Consider the following 19,885-nt stretch of genomic DNA (forward strand, 5'->3'; position numbering starts at 1 on the left):
GGCCTGCCCCCGCCAACAGACGGGCGGACTGCCCAGAACGACCGAGGACCGGAGACCATGTCGGAAGCACGCATCATCGATGGCAAGGCCTTCGCCGCGGATTTGCGCGGACGCATCGGGCAGGCGGTGCAGCGGCTGCGGACCGAGCGCGCCCTGATCCCCGGCCTGGCCGTGGTGCTGGTGGGCGAGGATCCGGCCAGCCAGATCTATGTGCGCAACAAGGGCGAGCAGACCCGCGAGTCGGGCATGCACTCCGTGACGCACCGGCTGCCGGCCGACACCACGCAGGAAGCGCTGCTGCGTCTGGTGGACCAGCTCAACCATGATCCCAGCATCCACGGCATCCTGGTGCAGCTGCCGCTGCCGGCCCATATCGACAGCGCCGCGGTGCTGGCCGGCATCACGCCGGAAAAGGACGTGGACGGGTTCCATGTGGTCAATGCCGGCCGGCTGGCCGTGGGGCTGCCGGCGCTGGTGCCCTGCACGCCGCTGGGCTGCCTGATGCTGCTGCGCGACACGGTGGGGTCGCTGCGCGGGCTGCATGCCGTGGTCGTCGGCCGCTCCAACATCGTCGGCAAGCCCATGGCCCAGCTGCTGCTGCAACAGGACTGCACGGTGACCGTGGCCCACAGCCGGACCGTGGACCTGCCCGCCGTCTGCCGCGGCGCCGACATCCTGGTGGCCGCCGTCGGCCGGCCGGAGATGGTGCGCGGCGACTGGATCAAGGAAGGCGCCGTGGTCATCGATGTGGGCATCAACCGGGTCCCGGCCCGCGATCCCGTGGCCGCCGCGGCCGGCAAGACCCGCCTCGTCGGCGATGTGGCCTTCGAGGAGGCCAAGGCCGTGGCCGGGGCCATCACCCCGGTGCCGGGCGGCGTCGGCCCCATGACCATCGCCTGTCTGCTGCTGAACACGCTGACCGCGGCCTGCCGCACGGCGGGCATCGACCTGCCGGCCGAGGTCACCACCGCCCGCGGGACTCCCGTTTGATCACGGCCTATGTCCGCGATGGCGAGGGGTTGCAGGCCCGTCTGCTGGAGCCGGGGGCGGCGCTGCCGCCCGGCACCGTCTGGCTCGACGTGCTGCGGCCGGGGCCGGAGGAGCGCGGGCTGACCGAACGCCTGCTGGGCCTGGAACTGCCCACCGAAGAGGACATGAGCGAGATCGAGGCGTCGTCCCGCCTCTATGTGGAGGGCGACTGCGCCTTCCTGACCACGCCGGTCATCAGCCGCGGTGACAACGGGCGGCTGGATCTGGGCCTGCTGACCTTCGTGCTGACGCCGGGCGTGCTGGTCACGCTGCGCAACACCGAGCCGCTGTGGCTGTCGATCTTCGCCGCCCGCGCCCTGCGCAGCCCGGCCCTGGTGACCACGGCGCTGGAGGCCATGCTGGGCCTGCTGGAGGCGGTGGTGGACCGGGCGGCCGACGTGCTGGAGATGGTGGGTGGCGATCTGGACGAGCTGTCCAGCCGCGTCTTCGCCGAGGCCAAGGAGCACGAGCTGCGGACCGACGACCGCGCCGGTGACGGTGCCCGCCGCCGCCGCATCGTGCAGCGGGCCGTCACCGGCTCGCCCAAGCCTGTGGCCGACAGCCTGAAGGCTGTCATCACCGGTGTGGGCCGGGCCGGCGACCTGACGCAGAAGGTCCGCGCCTGCCTGGCCGGACTGGAGCGGCTGTGCGCCTTCGCCCTGACCGTGGTGGGCGCACGCATGAACAAGGACCAGAAGGTCCGGCTGAAGACCATCGCCCGCGACGTGCATTCGCTGGTGGAGCATGCGGGCTTCCAGGCCATGCAGACCAACTTCCTGCTGGATGCCACGCTGGGCGTCATCGACATCCAGCAGACCAACATCATCAAGATCTTCTCGGTGGCGGCCGTGGTCTTCCTGCCGCCGACGCTGGTGGCCAGCATCTATGGCATGAACTTCCATCACCAGCCGGAGCTGGACTGGTCCTTCGGCTATCCGCTGGCGCTGCTGCTGATGCTGTTGTCGGCGGTGCTGCCGCTGGTCTATTTCCGTCGCCGTGGCTGGCTGTAGCGGAGTCCGGCGGCGCGGCATTAACCCAACCTTCAAGAATATTCCGTTGTCTCGGCAGGCCGGTCCCGCGCAGGGTGCCCGGCGCCCGGGAGATATCGTCTGATGGAGAGGCGTATGCCGACGGCTGCTCAGCCGCCCGCACCGCGGCCCGCGCCGCGGTTCGAATCCTGGGCCAACCTGCCCGCCATGTTCTTCGACCAGGCCGACCGGCTGGGGGATCGCCCCCTGCTGCGGGTCAAGCGCGACGGCGCCTGGCACAGTCTCAGCTGGCGGCAGGTGGCGGCGCAGGTGGAGCAGGCCGCCCGCGGGCTGGCGGCGCTGGGCGTCAAGCCCGGCGACCGGGTCTGCATCGTGGCCGAGAACCGGCCGGAATGGCTGGTGGCCGATCTGGCGATCATGAGCCTGGGGGCCGTCACCGTCCCGGCCTACACCACCATCGGCATCCCGGATTATGTGCATGTGCTGCGCAACAGCGGGTCGAGTCTGGTGCTGGTGTCGGGGGCGGCGCTGACGCGCAAGGTCCATATGGCCATGCAGGAGACCCGCTGCTGCGCCACCCTGGTCACCATCGGGGTGGAGCCGCCGGCCGATCCCGCGCTGCGCACCCTGGATTGGGCCGGCCTGCTGGACGCAGGGCGGCAGACGGCGGTTTCCGGCGGGGATCAGCCCGGCGATGTGCTGCCCGGCGGGGCGCTCGACGTGCGGGCGCTGGTCGCCGGCTGGCCGCTCGACCGGCCCGCCTGCATCATCTACACGTCCGGCACCGGCGGCGCCCCCAAGGGCGTGGTGCTCAGCCACCGGGCGGTGCTGGCCAATTGCCGCGGCGCCGTCGACGTCATTGCCGAGATCGGCATCGGCACCGAGCTGTTCCTGTCCTGCCTGCCGCTGTCGCACGCCTATGAGCACAGCTGCGGCCAGTTCTTCCCCCTGACCATCGGGGCCGAGATCGCCTATGCCGAGGCCGTGGACAAGATCGGTGCCAACCTGCAGGAGCTGCGCCCCACCATCGTGCTGGTGGTGCCGCGCCTGTGCGAGGTGGTGATGCAGCGCATCCAGCGCGAGGTGGACCGGGCGCCGGCCCTGAACCGGCGGCTGTTCCAGCTGGCCCTGGCCCTGGGTGAGCAGCGCTACCGGGCCGGGGGCCGGCTGCCCCCGCACAAGGCCCTGCTGGACCGGCTGCTGGACCGGCTGGTGCGGCGGAAGGTGCAGGCCAGGCTGGGTGGGCGCATCCGCGGCCTGATCTCCGGCGGGGCGGCGCTGAACCCCGGTGTGGGCCTGTTCTTCCAGGCCCTGGGCTTCCCGCTGCTGCAGGGCTATGGCCAGACCGAGGCGGCGCCGCTGATCAGCGTCAACCGCTTCTCCAGCCCGCGCATCGATTCGGTGGGGCCGCCGGTGACCGGCTGCGTCGTCACCTTCGCCCCCGACGGCGAACTGCTGGTGCGTGGCCCCAATGTCATGCTGGGCTATTGGGACGACGATGCCGCCAGCGAGCGGGCGCTGGTGGACGGCTGGCTGCACACCGGCGATGTCGGCCACCGGGATGTGGAAGGCCGGATCGTCATCACCGACCGCAAGAAGGACCTGCTGGTGACCTCGGGCGGCGACAATGTCTCGCCGGCGCGGCTGGAGGCGCGGCTGAGCCTGGAGCCGGAGATCGCCCAGGCCGTGGTCTGCGGCGACAAGCGCCCCTATATCGTTGCCCTGCTGGTGCCGGATGCCGAGATCGCTGCCGCCTGGGCCCGCCGCCGCGGCAAGCCCGAGGCGCTGTCCGTCCTGGCCGGGGATGCCGAGTTCCGCAAACTGGTGGGCGATGCCGTCGACCGGGCCAACCGCACCCTGGCCGGGGTGGAGCGCATCCGCAAATTCGCCCTGGTGGCCGAGCCCTTCACCATCGACAACGGCATGCTGACGCCGACGCTGAAGATCAAGCGCGGCGTGGTCCAGGCCCGGTTCCAAGCCCAGATCGACGCCCTGTACGACTGAGGCCGGCCGCCGCGGTCAGGCCGGCGTCACCCGGCGCAGGGTCAGGTTGATGCGGCCGCCGCCCGGCACCAGCCGGCTGCTGCCGGGCAGGATGCGGTCGATGCCGTGGTAGCAGACGCGGGACAGGCCGCCGAAGACCATGGCGGTGCCGCTGGTCACGGCGAAGCTGCGGGTGGGGTCGCCGCGCCGGGGGCCGCCCAGCCGGAACACGGCCGTATCGCCCAGCGACAGGTTCAGGATCGGGGCGTCGAAGGTCTGCTCGTCCTCGTCCCGGTGCAGGCCCAGCCTGGCGCCGGCCCCGTGATAGAGGTTGATCAGGCAGCATTCCGGATCGGCGCGGTAGCCGGTCAGTGTCCGCCACAGCGCCAGCAGCGCCTCCGGGATCGGCGGCCAGGGCCGGCCGGTGCCGGGATGGGCCGGGGCATAGCGGTAGCCGCTGCGGTCGGCCACCCAGCCCAGCGGGCCGGCATTGGTCATGTCGATGCTGAAGGGCCGCCCGGACCCGGGCATGACATAGCGGCTGAACGGCGCCTCCCCGGCCAGGGTCAGCACGGTCCGCACCAGCGCCTGCTGGGCGGCGGGATCGAGGTGATCGGGATGGTGGCGGAAGCCGTCCACGGCGACCGGCATGGCGGGATCTCCAGGCGGGATATCCTGATGTATGGGCGTTGCCTGCCGGACTGCCAAGTCCGGCAAATTCGTCCCAGCCTTCTGCCGGACATGGACTCCCGGCCCGGGCATGCCTAGATTCGACCCCATGTGGGATGAAGCCTTCGATACGGACCCGGGTTCGGACTGGAGCCCCGTCGCCCTGCGCGGCGGCGTGGCCTCGCTACGCCTGCCGGCGGACTGGCGCCGCCTGTCGCGGGATGATGGCGGGCTGGCCTTCCAGTCGCCCGGCCCCAACCCGGTTGACCTGCTGGTGTCGGTCACCACCTACCGCAATCCCTATGGCGTGCGGACGGAGGAAGCCATCCAGTATCTCGACCGGGAGAATGTGCTGCCCCACGGCATCGCCCCCTCGGAGGATGGCGATGATGACGGGCGGCGCTGGATCGCCTATGCCGTGGCCCAGCCGCCGGACCGCCAGATCTTCGTCTGGAAGGTGGCGGACTTCCAGCCGCCGGATCAGGTGCGGGTGGTGACGGTGCAGCTGCTGGTGCCCGAACTCAGCAGTGCCCAGCCCGATCTGGACGAGCTGGTGGACCGCCTGGGGGAAGAGGCGGCGCGCATCCAGTTCCATCCCGCCTCCGAAGCGGAGCCGGTGAAGCGGGTGACCATGCGCAATGTCGGCCATGCCGACATGGTGCGCTTCCGTCTGCCCTGGGACTGGCAGATGGACAGGGACGGCGACCTCTCCGTCTTTTTCCGCGACGAAGCGGACAGCGGCACCCTGCGTGTGGCCGTCCATAGCTTCCCCCATACGGGAGAAGGGGCGGAGGGGGAGGCGCTGGCGCGCGTGGTGCTGCAACAGACGGCGCAGCAGTTCGCCGAAGGGCCCGACGGCCGCGTGGGCGAGGGCAGCGTCGAGGATCTCAGCGGCGACAGCGTGCTGGCGCGCTTCACCACCGATGGCGAGGAGGATGGGGAGAAGCTGCGCTTCCATCTCTGGCTGCGGGGCGTCACCGTCGATAACCAGACCATGCTGGCCCTGTTCAGCTATGCCATCGCCGAGGACCGGCGTGGCACGGAGATGGCGCGGGACACGCTGGCCATGCTGGAGCGGGAGATCCGCGCCGCCGTCCTCGGCCACACCACAGTCGAGGACGAGGATGAGGAGGACCTGTTGCCCGCACCGGATGTGGCCGGCAGCCAGGACGATGACGGTGATGACGATGATGACGGTGTCTGATCCGCTGCCCGCGCTGCGGCCGGCTCCGGAACACCTTTTGGTGGCAGAAATGACTTTTTTCGCCGAATCAGGGGCTTGCCAGCTCCCCCGGAATTGTTCCAGATAGATAGACACCTTCCATACCCTGTGCCGGCATCCCATATCCCCGCCATGACCACGACCGCCGCCCCCCGCACCTACAAGCCCGCCCTGGATCGTCTGCTCCAGGCCGGTCTGCGTCCCACCCGTCAGCGGCTGGGGCTGGCCCGTCTGCTGTTCGATGGCTGCGACCGCCACATCACGGCGGAACAGCTGCATGGGGAGGCGGTGGCGGCCGATCTGCCGGTGTCGCTGGCCACGGTCTACAACACGCTGAACCAGTTCACCACCGCAGGACTGCTGCGTGAGGTGGTTGTGGAGGCGGGACGCTCCTACTTCGACACCAATGTCGGCATCCACCACCATTTCTTCGTCGAGGGCAGCGGCCACCTGCAGGACATCCCGGAAGAGAGCATCCAGGTCTCCAACCTGCCGGAGCCGCCGCCGGGCACCCGCATCGCCCGCGTCGATATCATCGTCCGCCTGGCCGAAGTCGACGGCGCCGCCGATCGTGGCCTGGACCAGCCCACGGCGGAGTGATCGCCGGTCCTGATCTGCCGGTCCTGATCCGCCGGTCCTGGTCCAGCGTGTGTCGTTTCGTCACCGGAACGGCAGCTGACACCTCTGTGAGCGGCAGGGGGTGGGCCGGGGCGGCTCTGTGCGCTATAAGCCGGAAAACACTTCCGGAGCCTCGGCACGATGGATCATCCCCTCTATCTCTGGATCAAGTCCCTGCACATCATCGCGGTGACCGCGTGGATGGCCGGCCTGTTCTACCTGCCGCGCCTGTTCGTCTATCATTGCGAGGTGCAGCCGGGCACGCCGGAGTCCGAGCGCTTCAAGGTCATGGAGCGGCGGCTGCTGCGCGCCATCATGAATCCGTCCATGATCGCCACCTGGCTGTTCGGCCTGACGCTGCTGGTGATGGAACCGGGCTGGCTGCAGGGGCAGGGCTGGCTGCATGCCAAGCTGCTTCTGGTGCTGGGCCTGAGCGGCGTGCATGGCGTGCTGGCGAAGCACCGCAAGGCCTTCGCCGCCGACCAGCGGCCGAAGCCGCAGCGATATTACCGCATCCTCAACGAGGTCCCGACCCTGCTGCTGATCGGGATCGTCATCCTGGTGGTGGTGAAGCCGTTCTGATCGGCTCGGCGGCGGCGGCTCAGGCCGCCGCGCAGGCCCCGTCCTGGCAGCCGCTGCGCCGGTTGGCCGCCACCTGCTGGACCAGGGCCAGCAGATCCTCGCGATAGACGCCGTCGCGCGCCATCAGCAGCTGCAGCGGCTCATCCTCCAGCAGATCGCGCAGGCGCGGCTCGGCCAGGATCAGTCCGGTCACCACCGGCCCGGCGACGGTGGCTTCGGGCTCTCGGTTGTCCATGTCGTCCTCCTGATGCTTGGCAGCGCTGCTGCGTGACGCGCTCCTGCCGCGGACCATGCCCCGGTCCGATTACAGCGGCATGAAGGATCTGCGGCACTTGGGCCGTCCTATCCCAAAGAACAGGGCTTCGGACTGTTGGTTGCAAATGTGGCAACCATAAGGTCGGGCGTCCCTGTCATGGCGCTGTCGACCGCCCAGAACAGAACCGCCCCGGGCCGGGTGGCCGCGGGGCGGTTCGTCGCACATCCGTGGGAAAGCCGCCGGCGGGCGGCCCGCCGTTACTGGTTCATGCTGTCGAAGAAGTCGTTGTTGGTCTTCGACTGCTTCAGCTTGTCCACCAGGAATTCGACGGCGTCCTGGGTGCCCATGGGGTTCAGGATGCGGCGCAGGATCCACATCTTGGACATGGCGCCCTTGTCGACCAGCAGCTCCTCCTTGCGGGTGCCGGACTTCTGGATGTCGATGGCCGGGAAGATGCGCTTGTCCGAGAGCTTGCGGTCCAGCACGATCTCGCTGTTGCCGGTGCCCTTGAACTCTTCGAAGATCACCTCGTCCATGCGGCTGCCGGTGTCGATCAGCGCCGTGGCGATGATGGTCAGGCTGCCGCCCTCTTCCACATTGCGGGCGGCGCCGAAGAAGCGCTTGGGCCGCTGCAGGGCGTTGGCGTCGACACCGCCGGTCAGCACCTTGCCCGACGACGGCACCACCGTGTTGTAGGCGCGGCCCAGGCGGGTGATGCTGTCCAGCAGGATGACCACGTCGCGCTTGTGCTCGACCAGGCGCTTGGCCTTTTCCAGCACCATCTCCGTCACCTGCACATGGCGGGTGGCCGGCTCGTCGAAGGTGGAGCTGATGACCTCGCCGCGCACGGACCGGGCCATGTCGGTCACTTCCTCCGGCCGCTCATCGATCAGCAGGACGATGAGATAGACCTCGGGGTGGTTGGTGGCGATGGAATGGGCGATGTTCTGCAGCATCACCGTCTTGCCGGTGCGCGGCGGCGCCACGATCAGGGCGCGCTGGCCCTTGCCCAGGGGGCTGACAAGGTCGATGACCCGGGTGGTCATGTCCTTGCGCTTGCCGGAATTATCGACCTCGATCTCCAGCTTCAGCCGCTCGTCGGGATAGAGCGGCGTCAGATTGTCGAAGTTGATGCGGTGCCGGACCTTGTCCGGGTGGTCGAAATTGATGCTGTTGACCTTCAGCAGGGCGAAATAGCGCTCGCCATCCTTGGGCGCGCGGATCTGCCCTTCCACCGTGTCGCCGGTGCGCAGGCCGAAGCGCTTCACCTGGGACGGCGACACATAGATGTCGTCCGGACCCGGCAGGTAGTTGGCTTCCGGCGAGCGCAGGAAGCCGAACCCGTCGGACAGCACCTCCAGCACGCCCTCGCCATAGATGGGCACGTCGTTTTCGGCCAGCTGCTTCAGGATCGCGAACATCATGTCCTGCTTGCGCAGGGTTCCGGCATTCTCGATCTGCAGCTCCTCGGCGAAGGCGAGGAGTTCGGCGGGGGTCTTGGCCTTGAGTTCCTGAAGATTCATCGGGATTTGGCTTTGGTCGGGGGCCGTATGGCGAGGGGGAGGAAAGCCGGGATTGGCCGGGGGGCAGGTCGCCGATGTGCCCGCAACGGCAGGCGCCGTGGAACACACCGAAGCTCAGGTCCGGGAATCGGGCCACAGTCACGTCGTCCACGAGGCGGACGCCGGAGAACTCTTGACGGTTCTCAAGGGAAAGGGCCGATGGCCTTGAAGATGGTTATTACACCGATTCCGTCAAGTCAAAGCAAAACCGTGGCCCGCCCCGGCTCTCCCGGGGGATTATGGGGGAGGGGGGGCGATTCCGCCCCGGCCGGCGGCCGCCGATGCGCCCGGTCATGGCGGCCGATGGTCGTCCGCGTCCAGGATGGGACTGCGCGATGATCCCTTGCCGTCCGGTGCCATCCCGGCTTTCGAGGAGACAGGCCATGTCCGACCGCCCCGAACTGCCCACCATCGTCCGTGCCACCGCGGCCGCCGCTACCCCGGCCGATGCCCCCGGCTGGCATCGCCTGCCGGTGCCGGAGGTGCTGGCACGGCTGGACAGCGCGCCCCATGGGCTGGCGGAGGCGGAGGCCGCCGCCCGGCTGGCGCGGCATGGCCCCAACCGGCTGACCCCGCCGCGCCCGGTCTCCGCCCTCCAGCGCTTCCTGCGCCAGTTCACCAATCCGCTGATCGCCGTGCTGATCCCGGCGGCGCTGGTCATGGCCGCCCTGGGCGATCTGGTGGATGCCGCCGTCGTCGCCGGGGTGGTGCTGATCAATGCGCTGATCGGCTTCATCCAGGAGGGCCGGGCCGAGCAGGCGCTGGCCGCCATCCGGGACATGCTGTCGCCGCAGGCGGGGGTGGTGCGCGGCGGGCAGCGCCACACCATCCCCGCCGAACATCTGGTGCCGGGCGACGTGGTCTGGCTGGCCAGCGGCGACCGGGTGCCGGCCGACCTGCGGGTGCTGCAGGCGAAGGGGCTGGAGGTGCAGGAGGCCGCCCTGACCGGCGAGAGCCTGGCCGTGGCCAAGCACAGCGCCCCGGCGGCGGCGGACGCCGCCCTGGGCGAACGCCATTCCATCCTGCATTCCGGCACGCTGGTGGCCCGCGGCCAGGGGCAGGGCGTGGTGGTGGCCACCGGCGACCGCACCGAGCTGGGCCGCATCGGCCGCCTGCTGGCCGACACCCAGTCCGGCGAGACACCGCTGATCCGGCAGATCGGCCTGTTCGGGCGCTGGCTGACGATCGCCATCCTGGCCCTGGGCGCCGCCACCTTCGGCGTCGGTGTGCTGGTGCGCGGCTTCTCGGTGGCGGAGATGTTCGCCGCCGCGGTGGGGCTGGCCGTGGCCGCCATTCCCGAGGGGCTGCCGGCCATCCTGACCATCACCCTGGCCATCGGCGTCACCCGCATGGCCCGGCGGAATGCCATCATCCGCCGGTTGCCCGCCGTGGAGACACTGGGGGCCGTCAGCGTCATCTGCACCGACAAGACCGGCACCCTGACCCGCAACGAGATGGCGGTGCGCACCGCCGTGACCGCAGGCGGCCGTTTCCAGGTCAGCGGCGACGGCTATGATCCGGCCGGCCGGGTGACGGGGCCGGGCGCCGGCGGCGATGCGCTGCTGCGGGATCTGGCGCGGGCGGTCCTGCTCTGCAACGACGCCGCCCTTGACCACGGCGCCGAGGGCTGGCGGGTGGAGGGTGATGCCGTGGACGGGGCGCTGCTGGCCTTCGCCGCCCGCGCCGGCCTGGACCGGGTGGCGGAGACGGCCCGCCACCGGCGGCTCGATGGCATCCCGTTCGAAAGCGACCGGGCCTACATGGCCACCCTGAACCGCGCGCCGGACGGGGAGGCCATGGCCTATGTCAAGGGCGCGCCGGAGACGCTGCTGGCCCGCGCCGCCGCGGTGCTGACGCCGGACGGTGCGCGGCCGCTGGACCGCGACGCCTGGCGCCGGAGCATGGACGCGCTGGCGGCCGAGGGGCAGCGCCTGCTGGCCGTGGCCTGCAAGCCGCTGCCGGGGGCGGAGACGCTGGTGCCGGGGGATGTGGAGGACGGGCTGCTGCTGCTGGGGCTGGTCGGGCTGATCGACCCGCCGCGGGCCGAGGTGCCGGCGGCCGTGGCCGAATGCGGCCGGGCCGGCATCGCCGTGAAGATGATCACCGGCGACCATGGGGTGACGGCCCGCGCCATCGGCGCCCAAATCGGGTTGCAGGCCGGGTTGCAGGCCGGGTTGCAGGGAGGAGTCATCACCGGTCCCGCGCTGGACCGGCTCGACGGGGACGGGTTCGACCGCGCCGCCTGCGACCATGCCGTCTTCGCCCGCGCCACGCCGGAACACAAGATCCGGCTGGTGGAGGCGCTGCGCCGGGCCGGGCACATCGTCGCCATGACCGGCGACGGGGTCAACGATGCCCCCGCCCTGAAGCGGGCCGATGTCGGCATCGCCATGGGGGCCAAGGGTACCGAGGCCGCCAAGGAGGCCGGCGACATGGTGCTGGCCGACGACAATTTCGCCACCATCGTCCATGCGGTGGAGGAAGGGCGCACCGTCTTCGACAATCTGCGCAAGGCCCTGATCTATGTGCTGCCCACCAGCTTCGGCGAGGCGGGCACCATCGTCGTGGCCGTGCTGCTGGGCATGGCCATGCCGATCACGGCGACTCAGATCCTCTGGGTCAACATGGTCACCGCCGTCACCCTGTCGCTCAGCCTCGCCTTCGATCCGGCCGACCGTGACCTCATGGACCGGCCGCCGCGGCCGCGCGACGTGCCGCTTCTGTCCGGATTCCTGGTCTGGCGCATCGCCTTCGTCACGATGCTGATGGTGGCGGGCTGCGCCTTCATCTTTGCCGATGCATTGGCCGCCGGCCGGCCGGAGGCCACGGCCCGCACGCTGGTGGTCAATGCCCTGGTCCTGTTCGAGGTGGCCTATCTGTTCAATTGCCGGGTCCTGGTCGCCGCTGCCTTCACGCGGGCGGCGCTGTTCGGCAATCCGATCGCGCTCTGGGCCGTGCTGGCCGTGCTGGCGGCGCAGCTGCTTCTGACCTATGCGCCGCCCATGCAGGCCCTGTTCGCCACCACGCCCCTGACCGGCGCCGACTGGCTGCGCCTGACCCTGCTGGCCGTGCTGCTGTTCCTGCTGGTGGAGGGGGAGAAGGGCCTGCGTCGGCGTCTGGGGTGAGCGGGGGCCGGCGGTCCGGTCAGGTTCGGGCGCTATGGGACGGCCGGATGCGTGTCGCGGCCGGGATGTGCCACGCCTGATGCGGCGTCCACACCATCTCCCTCGTCATCAGGCTCCCTGGTCAGGGCGCGCTTGCGCGCAAGCCCCTCGCTGGTGCGCAGGCTGACCGGGCCGGGAGCGTCACCGGGCCAGTGCTTCGCCTCGTGGACGGCCGCGCCGGCATCGGTCATGGCCGTCCCGTTCGGGGGGGACGGTCGCCCGGACGGGGGAGTGCGGGCCGGGAGATGGAACATCCGCGCGCGGTGGCGGGTTGCAGCGGGACCCTGCAACCGCATTTCCGGAGCCGCCTCCCATGTTGCGCGCCTGCCGCCCGCTCCTGCCGGTCCTGCTGCTGGCTGGCCTCGCCGCCTGTTCCTCCACGCCCGATGCGCCACCGCCCAGCCTGCCGGCGGCCCGGGCCGCGCTGGACGGGGCCGATCCCCAGATCCTGAACCGCTATGCCCCGGTCGAGATGCGGGCGGCGCAGGATGAGGTGGCGGCGGCCGAGGCGGCCTGGCGCGCCGAGGATTACGCCCGCAGCCGGCGGCTGTCGGAGCAGGCCCTGGCCACCGTGCGCCTCGCCCAGTCCAAGGCCCAGGCGGCCCAGGCCGAGGAAGCGCGGGAGGATGTGGCCCGCACCATCAATGCCCTGCAGGCGGAGGTCGGCGGCACGGGGCCGTCATCGGCCGGGTCAATGCCGCCACCGGCAGCCACGGGCAGCACCGTTCCGCTGTCGCCGGTTCCGACCGGCGACTGATCCCGCGCCGCCATGTCCGCCCCTTCCGTGACCGAATCCGAGGATGCCCCCATGAGCCAGCCGCCGATGATCCTGCCGCTGTCGCGTCTGCTGACCGCTGCCGCCCTGCTGGGGCTGGCCGCCTGCTCCTCCGCGCCGAAGAGCTATGCGCCCCTGGCCGCCCTGGAACAGGATTTCGATCAGGCGCGCCTGACCCAGGTGCCGTCGCTGGCGCCCGTGTCCTTCCAGGATGCCGAGCGGTCGTTGCAGACGGCCCGGAGTGCGCTGGGCGAGGCCGACGAGGCCGAGCTGGGCCATCTGACCGATCTGGCATCCCGCCGGCTGGAGGTGGCCCGTGCCGATGCCGCCGCCGCCCGGTCGCGGGAGGAGCGCCAGACCCTGGTGCAGCAGCGGGACCGCATCCTGCTGGGCGCGCGCGAACAGCAACTGACCCAGGCCCGCCTGACGGCCGAGCAGGAACGCCAGCGCGTGCAGGCGCTTGAGGCGCGGCTGGCGGACTATGAATCCCGCCGCACGGCCGAAGGGCTGGTGCTGACCCTGCGCGACATCAACTTCGATCTCGACAGTGCCAATCTGGCGCCGGGTGACGCCCAGCGCCTGCAGCCGCTGGCCGACTTCCTGAAGCAGAACCCGGACCGCATGGTCACCATCATCGGCCATACCGACAGCAGCGGCGACCAGTCCTACAATCTGGCCCTGTCCAAGCGCCGGGCCGATGCGGTGGAGGATTTCCTGGTCGGCCAGGGCATCGACCCCGGCCGCATCCGCACAGATGGACGTGGGGCCGCGGTTCCGGTGGCCAGCAACACCACCCAGGCCGGCCGGCTGCAGAACCGCCGCATCGAAGTGACCATCAGCGATCCTGGTGCGGTGCGGGGTGTCGCTTCCAGCCGTGGTTGAGTCCGGTTTTCGATGTTCGACTGCCTGACATGGTAAAAAGCACTATTACCAATTCCGTGGGAGCCATGATATATATGGTCGAATAATAACCACAGGCGTAAACTGGGGCGATGCGGCTTCTTATTGCGGACGATCATGATCTCGTGCGCGACGCCTTGCGATCGCATATCGAGCGAGCCTCTCCCGAGACCATTGTCCTGGGGGCCGGTACCGTCAATGACGCCTTGAAGGTCATGGGGGAACCGCCCGGCGTCGACATGGTGCTGCTGGATTTCCGTATGCCGGGCATGAACGGCCTCAACGGCCTGATCCGGCTGCGGGAGCGGCATCCGTCGGTCAAGGTGGTCTTCATGTCGGGCGAGGCCCGGCCGGAAGATGTGCGCGCGGCCCTGGCCCATGGCGCCTCGGGTTTCCTGCCCAAGACCCTTCCCGGGGCCGAACTGGTGGAAGCGGTCAACCGCATGGCGGCGGGGGAGGTGTTCATTCCCGCCGGTGCGCCGCAGGATGCCTCGCCGACCGGCGCCGCGGCCGGGTTCACCCGGCGCGAGCGCGAGGTGCTGGACTATCTGCTGAAAGGCCAGTCCAACAAGGAGATCGCCCGTGCCCTCGACCTGGAGGAGGTCACGGTGAAGCTGCATATCCGCGGTCTCTGCCGCAAGCTGGGGGCCAAGAACCGGACCCAGGCGGCCATGCGGGCGGTGGAGTTGGGCCTTGGCCGCTGAGCGGCCGGATCGTCCCGTCGTGCCGGGCCTGCCGCCCGGCCTCCGTCATGATCTCCTCAACGCCCTGAACGCGGTTCTGGGCTATGCCACCTTCCTGGTCGAGGATCTGCCCGACGGGCCGCAGCGGGACTTCGCGCTGCGCCTGCAGCGGGCCGGAGAGGAGGCGCAGCGTCTGGCCGAACTGCTGCCGCGCACGCCGCGCCGGTCGCGCGCGGTGCTGATGCTGTCGCCGTCCCCCCAGGCCGACTCCCTGCTTCTGCAGCTGGATGCGCTGGGCTTCGACGGGCTGCGCCTGTCGACCTCGGCCGAGCTGGTGCGCACACTGGCGGCAGCGCCGGCCTCCTGGCTGGCGGTGCTGCTGGACCCCGGTCCCGTCCCGCCGGACATCGCCAATGCCGCCGCCGCTGCGGGCAAGCCGCTGCTGCACCGGCGGGAGGGGGAGGATGCCGCCGGCCTGGCGGCCCGGCTGGAGCAGTTGGGCGAGGGGTGATGCCCGTTCGATCTGGCGCAAGCGGGGGTGTGGTGCAAGGATGGGGGCCACCCCGTCCGCAGGCCCTCCGTCATTGCCGATGATCCCGCCCGACCCGTCCGCCCTGCCGGATATCCCGGCCCCGGCCGATCCCTGGCAGCTGTTGGCTGATGCCAGCGATGAGGCTTTGCTGCTGCTGGTCCGGTCGGATGGCGCCCTGCGGGTCCGGCTGGCCAATGCCGCGGCCCGGCGGCTCGCCGGTGTGGTGCCGGGGGCCGCGGTCGAGCGCATACCGGCCCTCGCCGCCCATGCCGTGGCGCTGGCCGGCGCCGCCGATGCCGCGCGGCCGGTCAGCCTGTCGACGCGCGACCTGTCCATCGTCCTGCGCCCGGCCGGCGACGGGCTTCTGCTGCTGACGCTGCGCCCGGCGGCGGACCCGCAGACCGCGTTGCCGTCCCAGCCGCTGGTCGAGGCGCTGCAGAGCCTGGATGAAGGCTTCGTGCTGTTCGATGCCGATGACCGGGTGGTCATGACCAACAGCCGGTTCCATGAATATTATCCGGCCGCCCATCCCTTCTTCCGCCGGGGCGTCACCTTCGAGGAGGCTCTGCGCGCCTGTGTCGGGGCCGGCGCCATCGTGCCGGACGAGCCCGATACCGAAGCCTGGATCCGGCAGCGGGTGGAGCGGCACCGCAATCCGGCCGGGGGGATCGAGCGCCGGCTGCCGGACGGCCGGCTGATCCGCATCGTCGAACGGCGCACCAGCGACGGCGGCACCCTCAGCCTGGGGCTTGACATCACCGCCCTGGCGGCCAGCGAGGCCCGCTTCCGCGATCTGGTCGATACCGTGCCCGGTATGGTCTACCAATGGGTCGAACGCAGCGACGGCAGCCGGGGCTACAGCTATGTCAGCCCGCGCTGCCACGAGATGTTCGGGGTGGAGGCGGAGGCGCTGCTGCGGGACTGGCGGCTGATCCGCATCCACCCCGACGATGCCGAGCGCTGGCAGGCCAGCATCGACGCCGTCCTGGCCAGTGGCGGTGACTGGGAGTTCGAGGGGCGGTTCGTGCTGCCCGACGGCACGGTGCGCTGGTGGCGCGGCTTCGCCCGCCAGTTGCGGTCCGGCCTGGATGAGCGTCGATTCAACGGCATCGTCATCGACATCGACGCGCAGAAGCGGGCGGAGGAGGCCCTGCAGTCGCGTCAGGCCATACTGCGCTACACGGCCGGCCTGGCCGGGCTGGGCTATTGGATCTGGGACGCGGAAGAGAACCGCATCGTCTATTGGTCGCCGGAGCTGGCAGCCATCCGCGGCGTCCCGGTCGATGCCTACCAGGAGAAGCTGGGCACGCTGGAGCAGCTGCTGGATGCCATCCACCCCGATGACCGCCAGACCTATCTGCAGCGGGCGGTGCAGGTGGCGCGCAGCCGCGGCAGCTATGCCGTGGAATACCGCATGCTGCGGCCCGACGGGGAACTGCGCCATGTCAGCGAGGTCGGCGGTCCCGTCTATGGCGCCGGCGGACGGCTGACCAAATTCGTCGGGGCCGTTCAGGACATCACCCTGCGCAAGCAGCGCGAGCTGGAGCTGGAGGACGCGCGCGACCGGCTGGAACGGCAGGCCCTGGAAATGACCAAGCTGGCCCGGGCGCTGGCCGCGGCCCGCGATGCCGCCGAGGCGGCCAGCCGCGCCAAGTCGCGCTTCCTGGCCGTCATGAGCCACGAGCTGCGCACGCCGATGACCGGGGTCATCGGCATGATCGACCTGCTGGCGGGCACGCCGCTGTCGCCGGAGCAGCAGCAATATGTGGAAACACTGCGCTCCTCCTCTGATTCGCTGCTGGTGGTGGTCAACGACATCCTCGATTTCTCGAAGATCGAGGAGGGCCAGTTGACGCTGGAGCGCATTCCCCTGCGCCTGCCGGTCCTGCTGGAGGATGTGCGCCGCCTGTTCACGCCGGCGGCCCGGCGCAAGGGTGTTGACCTGCTGGTGCAGCTGCCGCCGCAGCCCGTGCCCGATCTCATGGGCGATCCCACCCGTCTGCGTCAGGTCCTGACCAACCTCATGGGCAATGCCGTGAAGTTCACGGAACGCGGCCGGGTGGAACTGCGGCTGACCGATCTGGTCTGTGATGGAGCGGCGGCCTCCCTGCGGGTGGAGGTGGCCGATACCGGGATCGGAATGGACAGCGCCACCTTGACAACGTTGTTCGAACCGTTCAGTCAGGCCGATGCCTCCACCACCCGCCGGTTCGGTGGCACGGGTCTGGGGCTGGCCATCTGCAAGCGCCTGATCGGCATGATGGGCGGGGAGATCGGGGTGGACAGCCGGCTTGGCGCCGGGTCCACCTTCTGGTTCCGCCTGCGCCTGCCGCTGGTGGTCGAGACGGCCCGTCCCGCGCCCGCGGGCGGGAATGTGACGGAGGAAGCACCGATGGCCGCACGGGTCCTGCTGGCCGAGGACAATCAGGTCAACCGGCTTCTGATCACGGCCATGCTGCAGCGCAAGGGCTTCCAGGTCGAGGCCGTGGTCAATGGTGTGGAGGCGGTGGACGCCGTCCGCCGCGATGCCCATGACGTCGTGCTCATGGACATGCAGATGCCGCTGCTGGACGGGGACGGGGCGGCCGCCACCATCCGCGGTCTGGAGGGGCCGGAGCGCGACATCCCCATCGTCGCCCTGACGGCGGAGGTGCTGCCGGAGGAACGGCTGCGCCGCATGAACGGGGGCCTGTTCGACGGCTACATGACCAAGCCGGTGGACTGGTCCAAGCTGACGGATCTGGTCACCAGCCTGGCCCTGCGCTGGCGTGAGCGGCGCGGCGGCGGCGACATCTGACCGGCCGCCCTTGCGCCCGGTGCGTCCGGTCCGGGATCAGCGGTAGGTCTCGACATAGGCGGCGGTGCGGTTCAGCAGGAACCGCCATTGCCGCACCAGGGCGGCATTGTGCGCGGCGGTACAGGGGCCTTCGCGGCCGATATTGACGCCCAGCTCATAGATGGCCTCGATGCGGGCACGGCTGCGGGCCAGATGGTAATGGTCGTACCAGGTCATCAGCTCCTGCCGGTTGGGCTTCAGGCCGAAGCCGCAGGCTGCCTCGAATCCGGTCAGCTGGCCCGACACCAGCATCAGCTCGCCATGCAGTTCGAAATCCGCCGGCACCTGACCCAGCGTGCCGCCGGTGGAGGGGCGCGCGTCCTGCGCCCGCAGCGGCGGCACCGCCGCGGTCTGGGCCAGGAGCAGCAGCAGCAGAACCGGGCCGAAGCGGGTGTGCCGTATCGGAGGTGGCATGGATGACCTCCTTCGTCCGTGTCGTCATTCGGGAAGACAACGCGCCAGACCCGGATCGGCTCCCGTCATGGGGGACGATCCTGTACGAAGGCGTTCAGCGCGGGCGGCGCGTCCGTGGCACACTGGCGGCATGCATGACCATGCCATCCCCTTCGCGCCGCGGCGCCGCGGTCTGTCCCAGCCGGGGGTCCTGCTGGGGACCCTGTCGGCGTGTCTGCTGCTGATGGCGGGGCCGGCGCTGGCCGGGCCGTGCCGGATGCCACACCTGCAGGCGGCGCGGCAGGACGATCCCGGCATGCTGGCCCGCGACCGGGCGGCGCTGGATCTTTATGAGGCCTGCCTCGGTTCCGAGCAGGCGATCCTGACGGCGCTGGACCCGGCCGGCGCCCGTGGTGTCGAACGCCAGCGCCGGGCGGTGGCGGCGCTGCGTCAGACGCTGGAGGCCTGGCAGACGGCCAAGGAACAGGCGGCGGATCGCGACCGGCGATAGGCGCCGGTCACAGCGGGCCGGGTCACAGCGGCCGGGTCACAGCGGCCGAGGCCGCCCGATATGGACGGGACCCGACCGATCGGGCGATGAGGGCTATCGGACGGGGGCGCGCACGCCGCCAGGGGGTGGCGCGCCGTCCCGGACCGGCTGTGGCGGTCAGCCGCCGGCCTTGGGGCTGAAGAACTTGGCGTATTTGTCGGCCACGTTCTTCCAGTCGTCGGCGTCGGCCGGCGCGTCCTTCTTGCGGGTGATGTTGGGCCAGCTGCCGGCATAGTCCCGGTTCAGGGCCAGCCAGGCCTCGGCCTTGGGATCGGTGTCGGGCAGGATGGCTTCCGCCGGGCACTCAGGCTCGCACACGCCGCAGTCGATGCACTCGTCCGGGTGGATCACCAGCATGTTCTCGCCCTCGTAGAAGCAATCCACGGGGCAGACTTCCACGCAATCGGTGTATTTGCACTTGATGCACAGTTCGGTGACGACGTACGGCATGCTCGTCCTCTCTTCCTCGGACCCGGTCGGCGCCGCTGTCGGTCTGGAACCGTCATTCCGGCAAGGCAGGTCCCTGGGGCAGCCCCAGCTTGGCCTTCACACGCCGCTGGGCTTCGCCTCGATCCCGGTCGGAGACGTAGAGCAATCCACCCACCCTGCGCAACAGGCTTGATTCGAGATGGTGCAGTTCGCCATCGGCATAGGCCACCTCCCACAGCATCTCGATCAGCTGCACGCGCTCGTCGTAATCGAAGGCGTCGGCCAGGGTGGAGGTGAAGCGGTGCCACTGGGCCGGCCCTTCCGCCACCTTGGCGGCAGAGGCCAGAAGATCGTCGGCCTCGGCCGTGTCCAGGCCGAAACGGCTGCGCACCAGGGCGTGGATGCGTCCCGTCTCCTCCGCGGTCACGCTGTCGTCGAGGCCCGCCGCTTCCAGCATCAGCACGGCGGCGGCGAGGTGGAGCCGGTCCGGGCGCTGCAGGCTGGCGAGCGCGCGGTCGGGCTGGTCGAACAGGCGGCGGATACGGTTCAGCATGGCCTGAAAGGTTGGGGTGGGGCGGGGCGGCGACAAGGGGTGCGCCTCTGACCGGAACGCCGTTCCCGCCCCCGGCGTTCCCGGCGCTTGAGAGCATCTGGCCGATCGGTCACGATCGGACGGCCGTTGATCGTCGCCTTCTTCTCCCGCCCGGATGACC

General features: G+C 70.2%; 19 protein-coding genes. 13 read left to right on the top strand and 6 right to left on the bottom strand.

The window, feature by feature from the left end:
* Positions 1-57: 57 nt before the first annotated feature.
* From folD to DK368_RS03810, 3 genes are all read left to right on the top strand, one after another.
* Positions 58-990, top strand: a complete 933-nt coding sequence (gene folD / locus DK368_RS03800) for a bifunctional methylenetetrahydrofolate dehydrogenase/methenyltetrahydrofolate cyclohydrolase FolD (protein WP_114392237.1) — start codon at positions 58-60, stop codon at positions 988-990.
* Positions 987-2,039: a magnesium transporter CorA family protein gene (locus tag DK368_RS03805; protein ID WP_114392238.1), complete on the top strand. Its 1,053-nt coding sequence runs from the start codon at positions 987-989 to the stop codon at positions 2,037-2,039. The genes folD and DK368_RS03805 overlap by 4 nt, the downstream gene beginning before the upstream one ends.
* A 114-nt stretch (positions 2,040-2,153) precedes the next feature.
* Entirely contained in the window at positions 2,154-4,022 is a 1,869-nt protein-coding gene (locus DK368_RS03810) for an AMP-dependent synthetase/ligase (RefSeq protein ID WP_114392239.1), read from the top strand.
* A 15-nt stretch (positions 4,023-4,037) separates the two neighbouring features.
* Here DK368_RS03810 and DK368_RS03815 read toward each other — a convergent pair whose 3' ends face one another.
* The gene (locus tag DK368_RS03815) at positions 4,038-4,652 is read right to left on the bottom strand and encodes an alpha-ketoglutarate-dependent dioxygenase AlkB family protein (protein WP_114392240.1); all 615 of its coding nucleotides are present in this window, start codon (positions 4,650-4,652) and stop codon (positions 4,038-4,040) included.
* A gap of 127 nt (positions 4,653-4,779) precedes the next feature.
* Here DK368_RS03815 and DK368_RS03820 point away from each other — a divergent pair, with 127 nt between their 5' ends.
* The 3 genes from DK368_RS03820 (at position 4,780) to hemJ (ending at position 7,092) form a co-directional block, all read left to right on the top strand.
* Positions 4,780-5,874, top strand: a complete 1,095-nt coding sequence (locus tag DK368_RS03820; protein WP_114392241.1) for a hypothetical protein — start codon at positions 4,780-4,782, stop codon at positions 5,872-5,874.
* Between the two features lie 150 nt (positions 5,875-6,024).
* Positions 6,025-6,492 (top strand): iron response transcriptional regulator IrrA, encoded by a 468-nt coding sequence (gene irrA / locus DK368_RS03825; protein WP_114392579.1) that lies wholly within the window; start codon positions 6,025-6,027, stop codon positions 6,490-6,492.
* A gap of 159 nt (positions 6,493-6,651) precedes the next feature.
* Entirely contained in the window at positions 6,652-7,092 is a 441-nt protein-coding gene (hemJ, locus tag DK368_RS03830) for a protoporphyrinogen oxidase HemJ (protein WP_114392242.1), read from the top strand.
* A 19-nt stretch (positions 7,093-7,111) separates the two neighbouring features.
* On the opposite strand, the gene DK368_RS03835 is transcribed toward hemJ, so the two are convergent.
* Both DK368_RS03835 and rho read right to left on the bottom strand, forming a co-directional pair.
* The gene (locus DK368_RS03835) at positions 7,112-7,327 is read right to left on the bottom strand and encodes a hypothetical protein (RefSeq protein ID WP_114392243.1); all 216 of its coding nucleotides are present in this window, start codon (positions 7,325-7,327) and stop codon (positions 7,112-7,114) included.
* A gap of 278 nt (positions 7,328-7,605) precedes the next feature.
* Positions 7,606-8,871, bottom strand: a complete 1,266-nt coding sequence (gene rho / locus DK368_RS03840; protein WP_114392244.1) for a transcription termination factor Rho — start codon at positions 8,869-8,871, stop codon at positions 7,606-7,608.
* A gap of 422 nt (positions 8,872-9,293) precedes the next feature.
* On the opposite strand from rho, the gene DK368_RS03845 reads away from it, so the two are divergent.
* The 6 genes from DK368_RS03845 (at position 9,294) to DK368_RS03875 (ending at position 17,761) form a co-directional block, all read left to right on the top strand.
* Entirely contained in the window at positions 9,294-12,035 is a 2,742-nt protein-coding gene (locus DK368_RS03845) for a cation-translocating P-type ATPase (RefSeq protein WP_114392245.1), read from the top strand.
* Positions 12,036-12,387: 352 nt separating this feature from the next.
* Positions 12,388-12,831: a DUF4398 domain-containing protein gene (locus DK368_RS03855; protein ID WP_114392247.1), complete on the top strand. Its 444-nt coding sequence runs from the start codon at positions 12,388-12,390 to the stop codon at positions 12,829-12,831.
* A gap of 51 nt (positions 12,832-12,882) precedes the next feature.
* Entirely contained in the window at positions 12,883-13,731 is an 849-nt protein-coding gene (locus DK368_RS03860) for an OmpA family protein (protein ID WP_162305853.1), read from the top strand.
* Positions 13,732-13,841: 110 nt separating this feature from the next.
* Positions 13,842-14,453: a response regulator gene (locus DK368_RS03865; protein WP_114392249.1), complete on the top strand. Its 612-nt coding sequence runs from the start codon at positions 13,842-13,844 to the stop codon at positions 14,451-14,453.
* A complete protein-coding gene (locus tag DK368_RS03870) occupies positions 14,443-14,943 on the top strand; it encodes a hypothetical protein (protein ID WP_155524460.1) in 501 nt (166 codons plus the stop codon). The genes DK368_RS03865 and DK368_RS03870 overlap by 11 nt, the downstream gene beginning before the upstream one ends.
* Positions 14,944-15,022: 79 nt before the next feature.
* A complete protein-coding gene (locus DK368_RS03875) occupies positions 15,023-17,761 on the top strand; it encodes a PAS domain-containing protein (RefSeq protein ID WP_162305854.1) in 2,739 nt (912 codons plus the stop codon).
* A 36-nt stretch (positions 17,762-17,797) separates the two neighbouring features.
* Here the strand turns inward: DK368_RS03875 and DK368_RS03880 are convergent, their stop codons facing one another.
* Positions 17,798-18,214, bottom strand: coding sequence for a hypothetical protein (locus DK368_RS03880; protein ID WP_114392252.1), 417 nt, complete (start codon positions 18,212-18,214; stop codon positions 17,798-17,800).
* A gap of 130 nt (positions 18,215-18,344) precedes the next feature.
* On the opposite strand from DK368_RS03880, the gene DK368_RS03885 reads away from it, so the two are divergent.
* A complete protein-coding gene (locus DK368_RS03885; protein ID WP_114392253.1) occupies positions 18,345-18,704 on the top strand; it encodes a hypothetical protein in 360 nt (119 codons plus the stop codon).
* A 156-nt stretch (positions 18,705-18,860) separates the two neighbouring features.
* On the opposite strand, the gene fdxA is transcribed toward DK368_RS03885, so the two are convergent.
* Both fdxA and DK368_RS03895 read right to left on the bottom strand, forming a co-directional pair.
* Complete coding sequence (fdxA, locus tag DK368_RS03890; protein ID WP_114392254.1) at positions 18,861-19,193, bottom strand: ferredoxin FdxA; 333 nt, start codon at positions 19,191-19,193, stop codon at positions 18,861-18,863.
* A 52-nt stretch (positions 19,194-19,245) separates the two neighbouring features.
* Positions 19,246-19,725, bottom strand: a complete 480-nt coding sequence (locus tag DK368_RS03895) for a tellurite resistance TerB family protein (protein ID WP_114392255.1) — start codon at positions 19,723-19,725, stop codon at positions 19,246-19,248.
* Between the last annotated feature and the right edge of the window lie 160 nt (positions 19,726-19,885).

The sequence above is a fragment of the Oleisolibacter albus genome, from assembly GCF_003336875.1.
GTDB classification, from domain to species: Bacteria; Pseudomonadota; Alphaproteobacteria; order Azospirillales; family Azospirillaceae; genus Niveispirillum; species Niveispirillum album.

Coding starts and splice junctions, on each gene's coding strand:
- folD (WP_114392237.1), top strand. CDS start 58: ATGTCGGAAGCACGCATCATCGATGGCAAGGCCTTCGCCGCGGATTTG.
- DK368_RS03810 (WP_114392239.1), top strand. CDS start 2,154: ATGCCGACGGCTGCTCAGCCGCCCGCACCGCGGCCCGCGCCGCGGTTC.
- DK368_RS03815 (WP_114392240.1), bottom strand. CDS start 4,652: ATGCCGGTCGCCGTGGACGGCTTCCGCCACCATCCCGATCACCTCGAT.
- DK368_RS03820 (WP_114392241.1), top strand. CDS start 4,780: ATGTGGGATGAAGCCTTCGATACGGACCCGGGTTCGGACTGGAGCCCC.
- irrA (WP_114392579.1), top strand. CDS start 6,025: ATGACCACGACCGCCGCCCCCCGCACCTACAAGCCCGCCCTGGATCGT.
- hemJ (WP_114392242.1), top strand. CDS start 6,652: ATGGATCATCCCCTCTATCTCTGGATCAAGTCCCTGCACATCATCGCG.
- DK368_RS03835 (WP_114392243.1), bottom strand. CDS start 7,327: ATGGACAACCGAGAGCCCGAAGCCACCGTCGCCGGGCCGGTGGTGACC.
- rho (WP_114392244.1), bottom strand. CDS start 8,871: ATGAATCTTCAGGAACTCAAGGCCAAGACCCCCGCCGAACTCCTCGCC.
- DK368_RS03845 (WP_114392245.1), top strand. CDS start 9,294: ATGTCCGACCGCCCCGAACTGCCCACCATCGTCCGTGCCACCGCGGCC.
- DK368_RS03855 (WP_114392247.1), top strand. CDS start 12,388: ATGTTGCGCGCCTGCCGCCCGCTCCTGCCGGTCCTGCTGCTGGCTGGC.
- DK368_RS03860 (WP_162305853.1), top strand. CDS start 12,883: ATGAGCCAGCCGCCGATGATCCTGCCGCTGTCGCGTCTGCTGACCGCT.
- DK368_RS03865 (WP_114392249.1), top strand. CDS start 13,842: ATGCGGCTTCTTATTGCGGACGATCATGATCTCGTGCGCGACGCCTTG.
- DK368_RS03875 (WP_162305854.1), top strand. CDS start 15,023: ATGATCCCGCCCGACCCGTCCGCCCTGCCGGATATCCCGGCCCCGGCC.
- DK368_RS03880 (WP_114392252.1), bottom strand. CDS start 18,214: ATGCCACCTCCGATACGGCACACCCGCTTCGGCCCGGTTCTGCTGCTG.
- DK368_RS03885 (WP_114392253.1), top strand. CDS start 18,345: ATGCATGACCATGCCATCCCCTTCGCGCCGCGGCGCCGCGGTCTGTCC.
- fdxA (WP_114392254.1), bottom strand. CDS start 19,193: ATGCCGTACGTCGTCACCGAACTGTGCATCAAGTGCAAATACACCGAT.
- DK368_RS03895 (WP_114392255.1), bottom strand. CDS start 19,725: ATGCTGAACCGTATCCGCCGCCTGTTCGACCAGCCCGACCGCGCGCTC.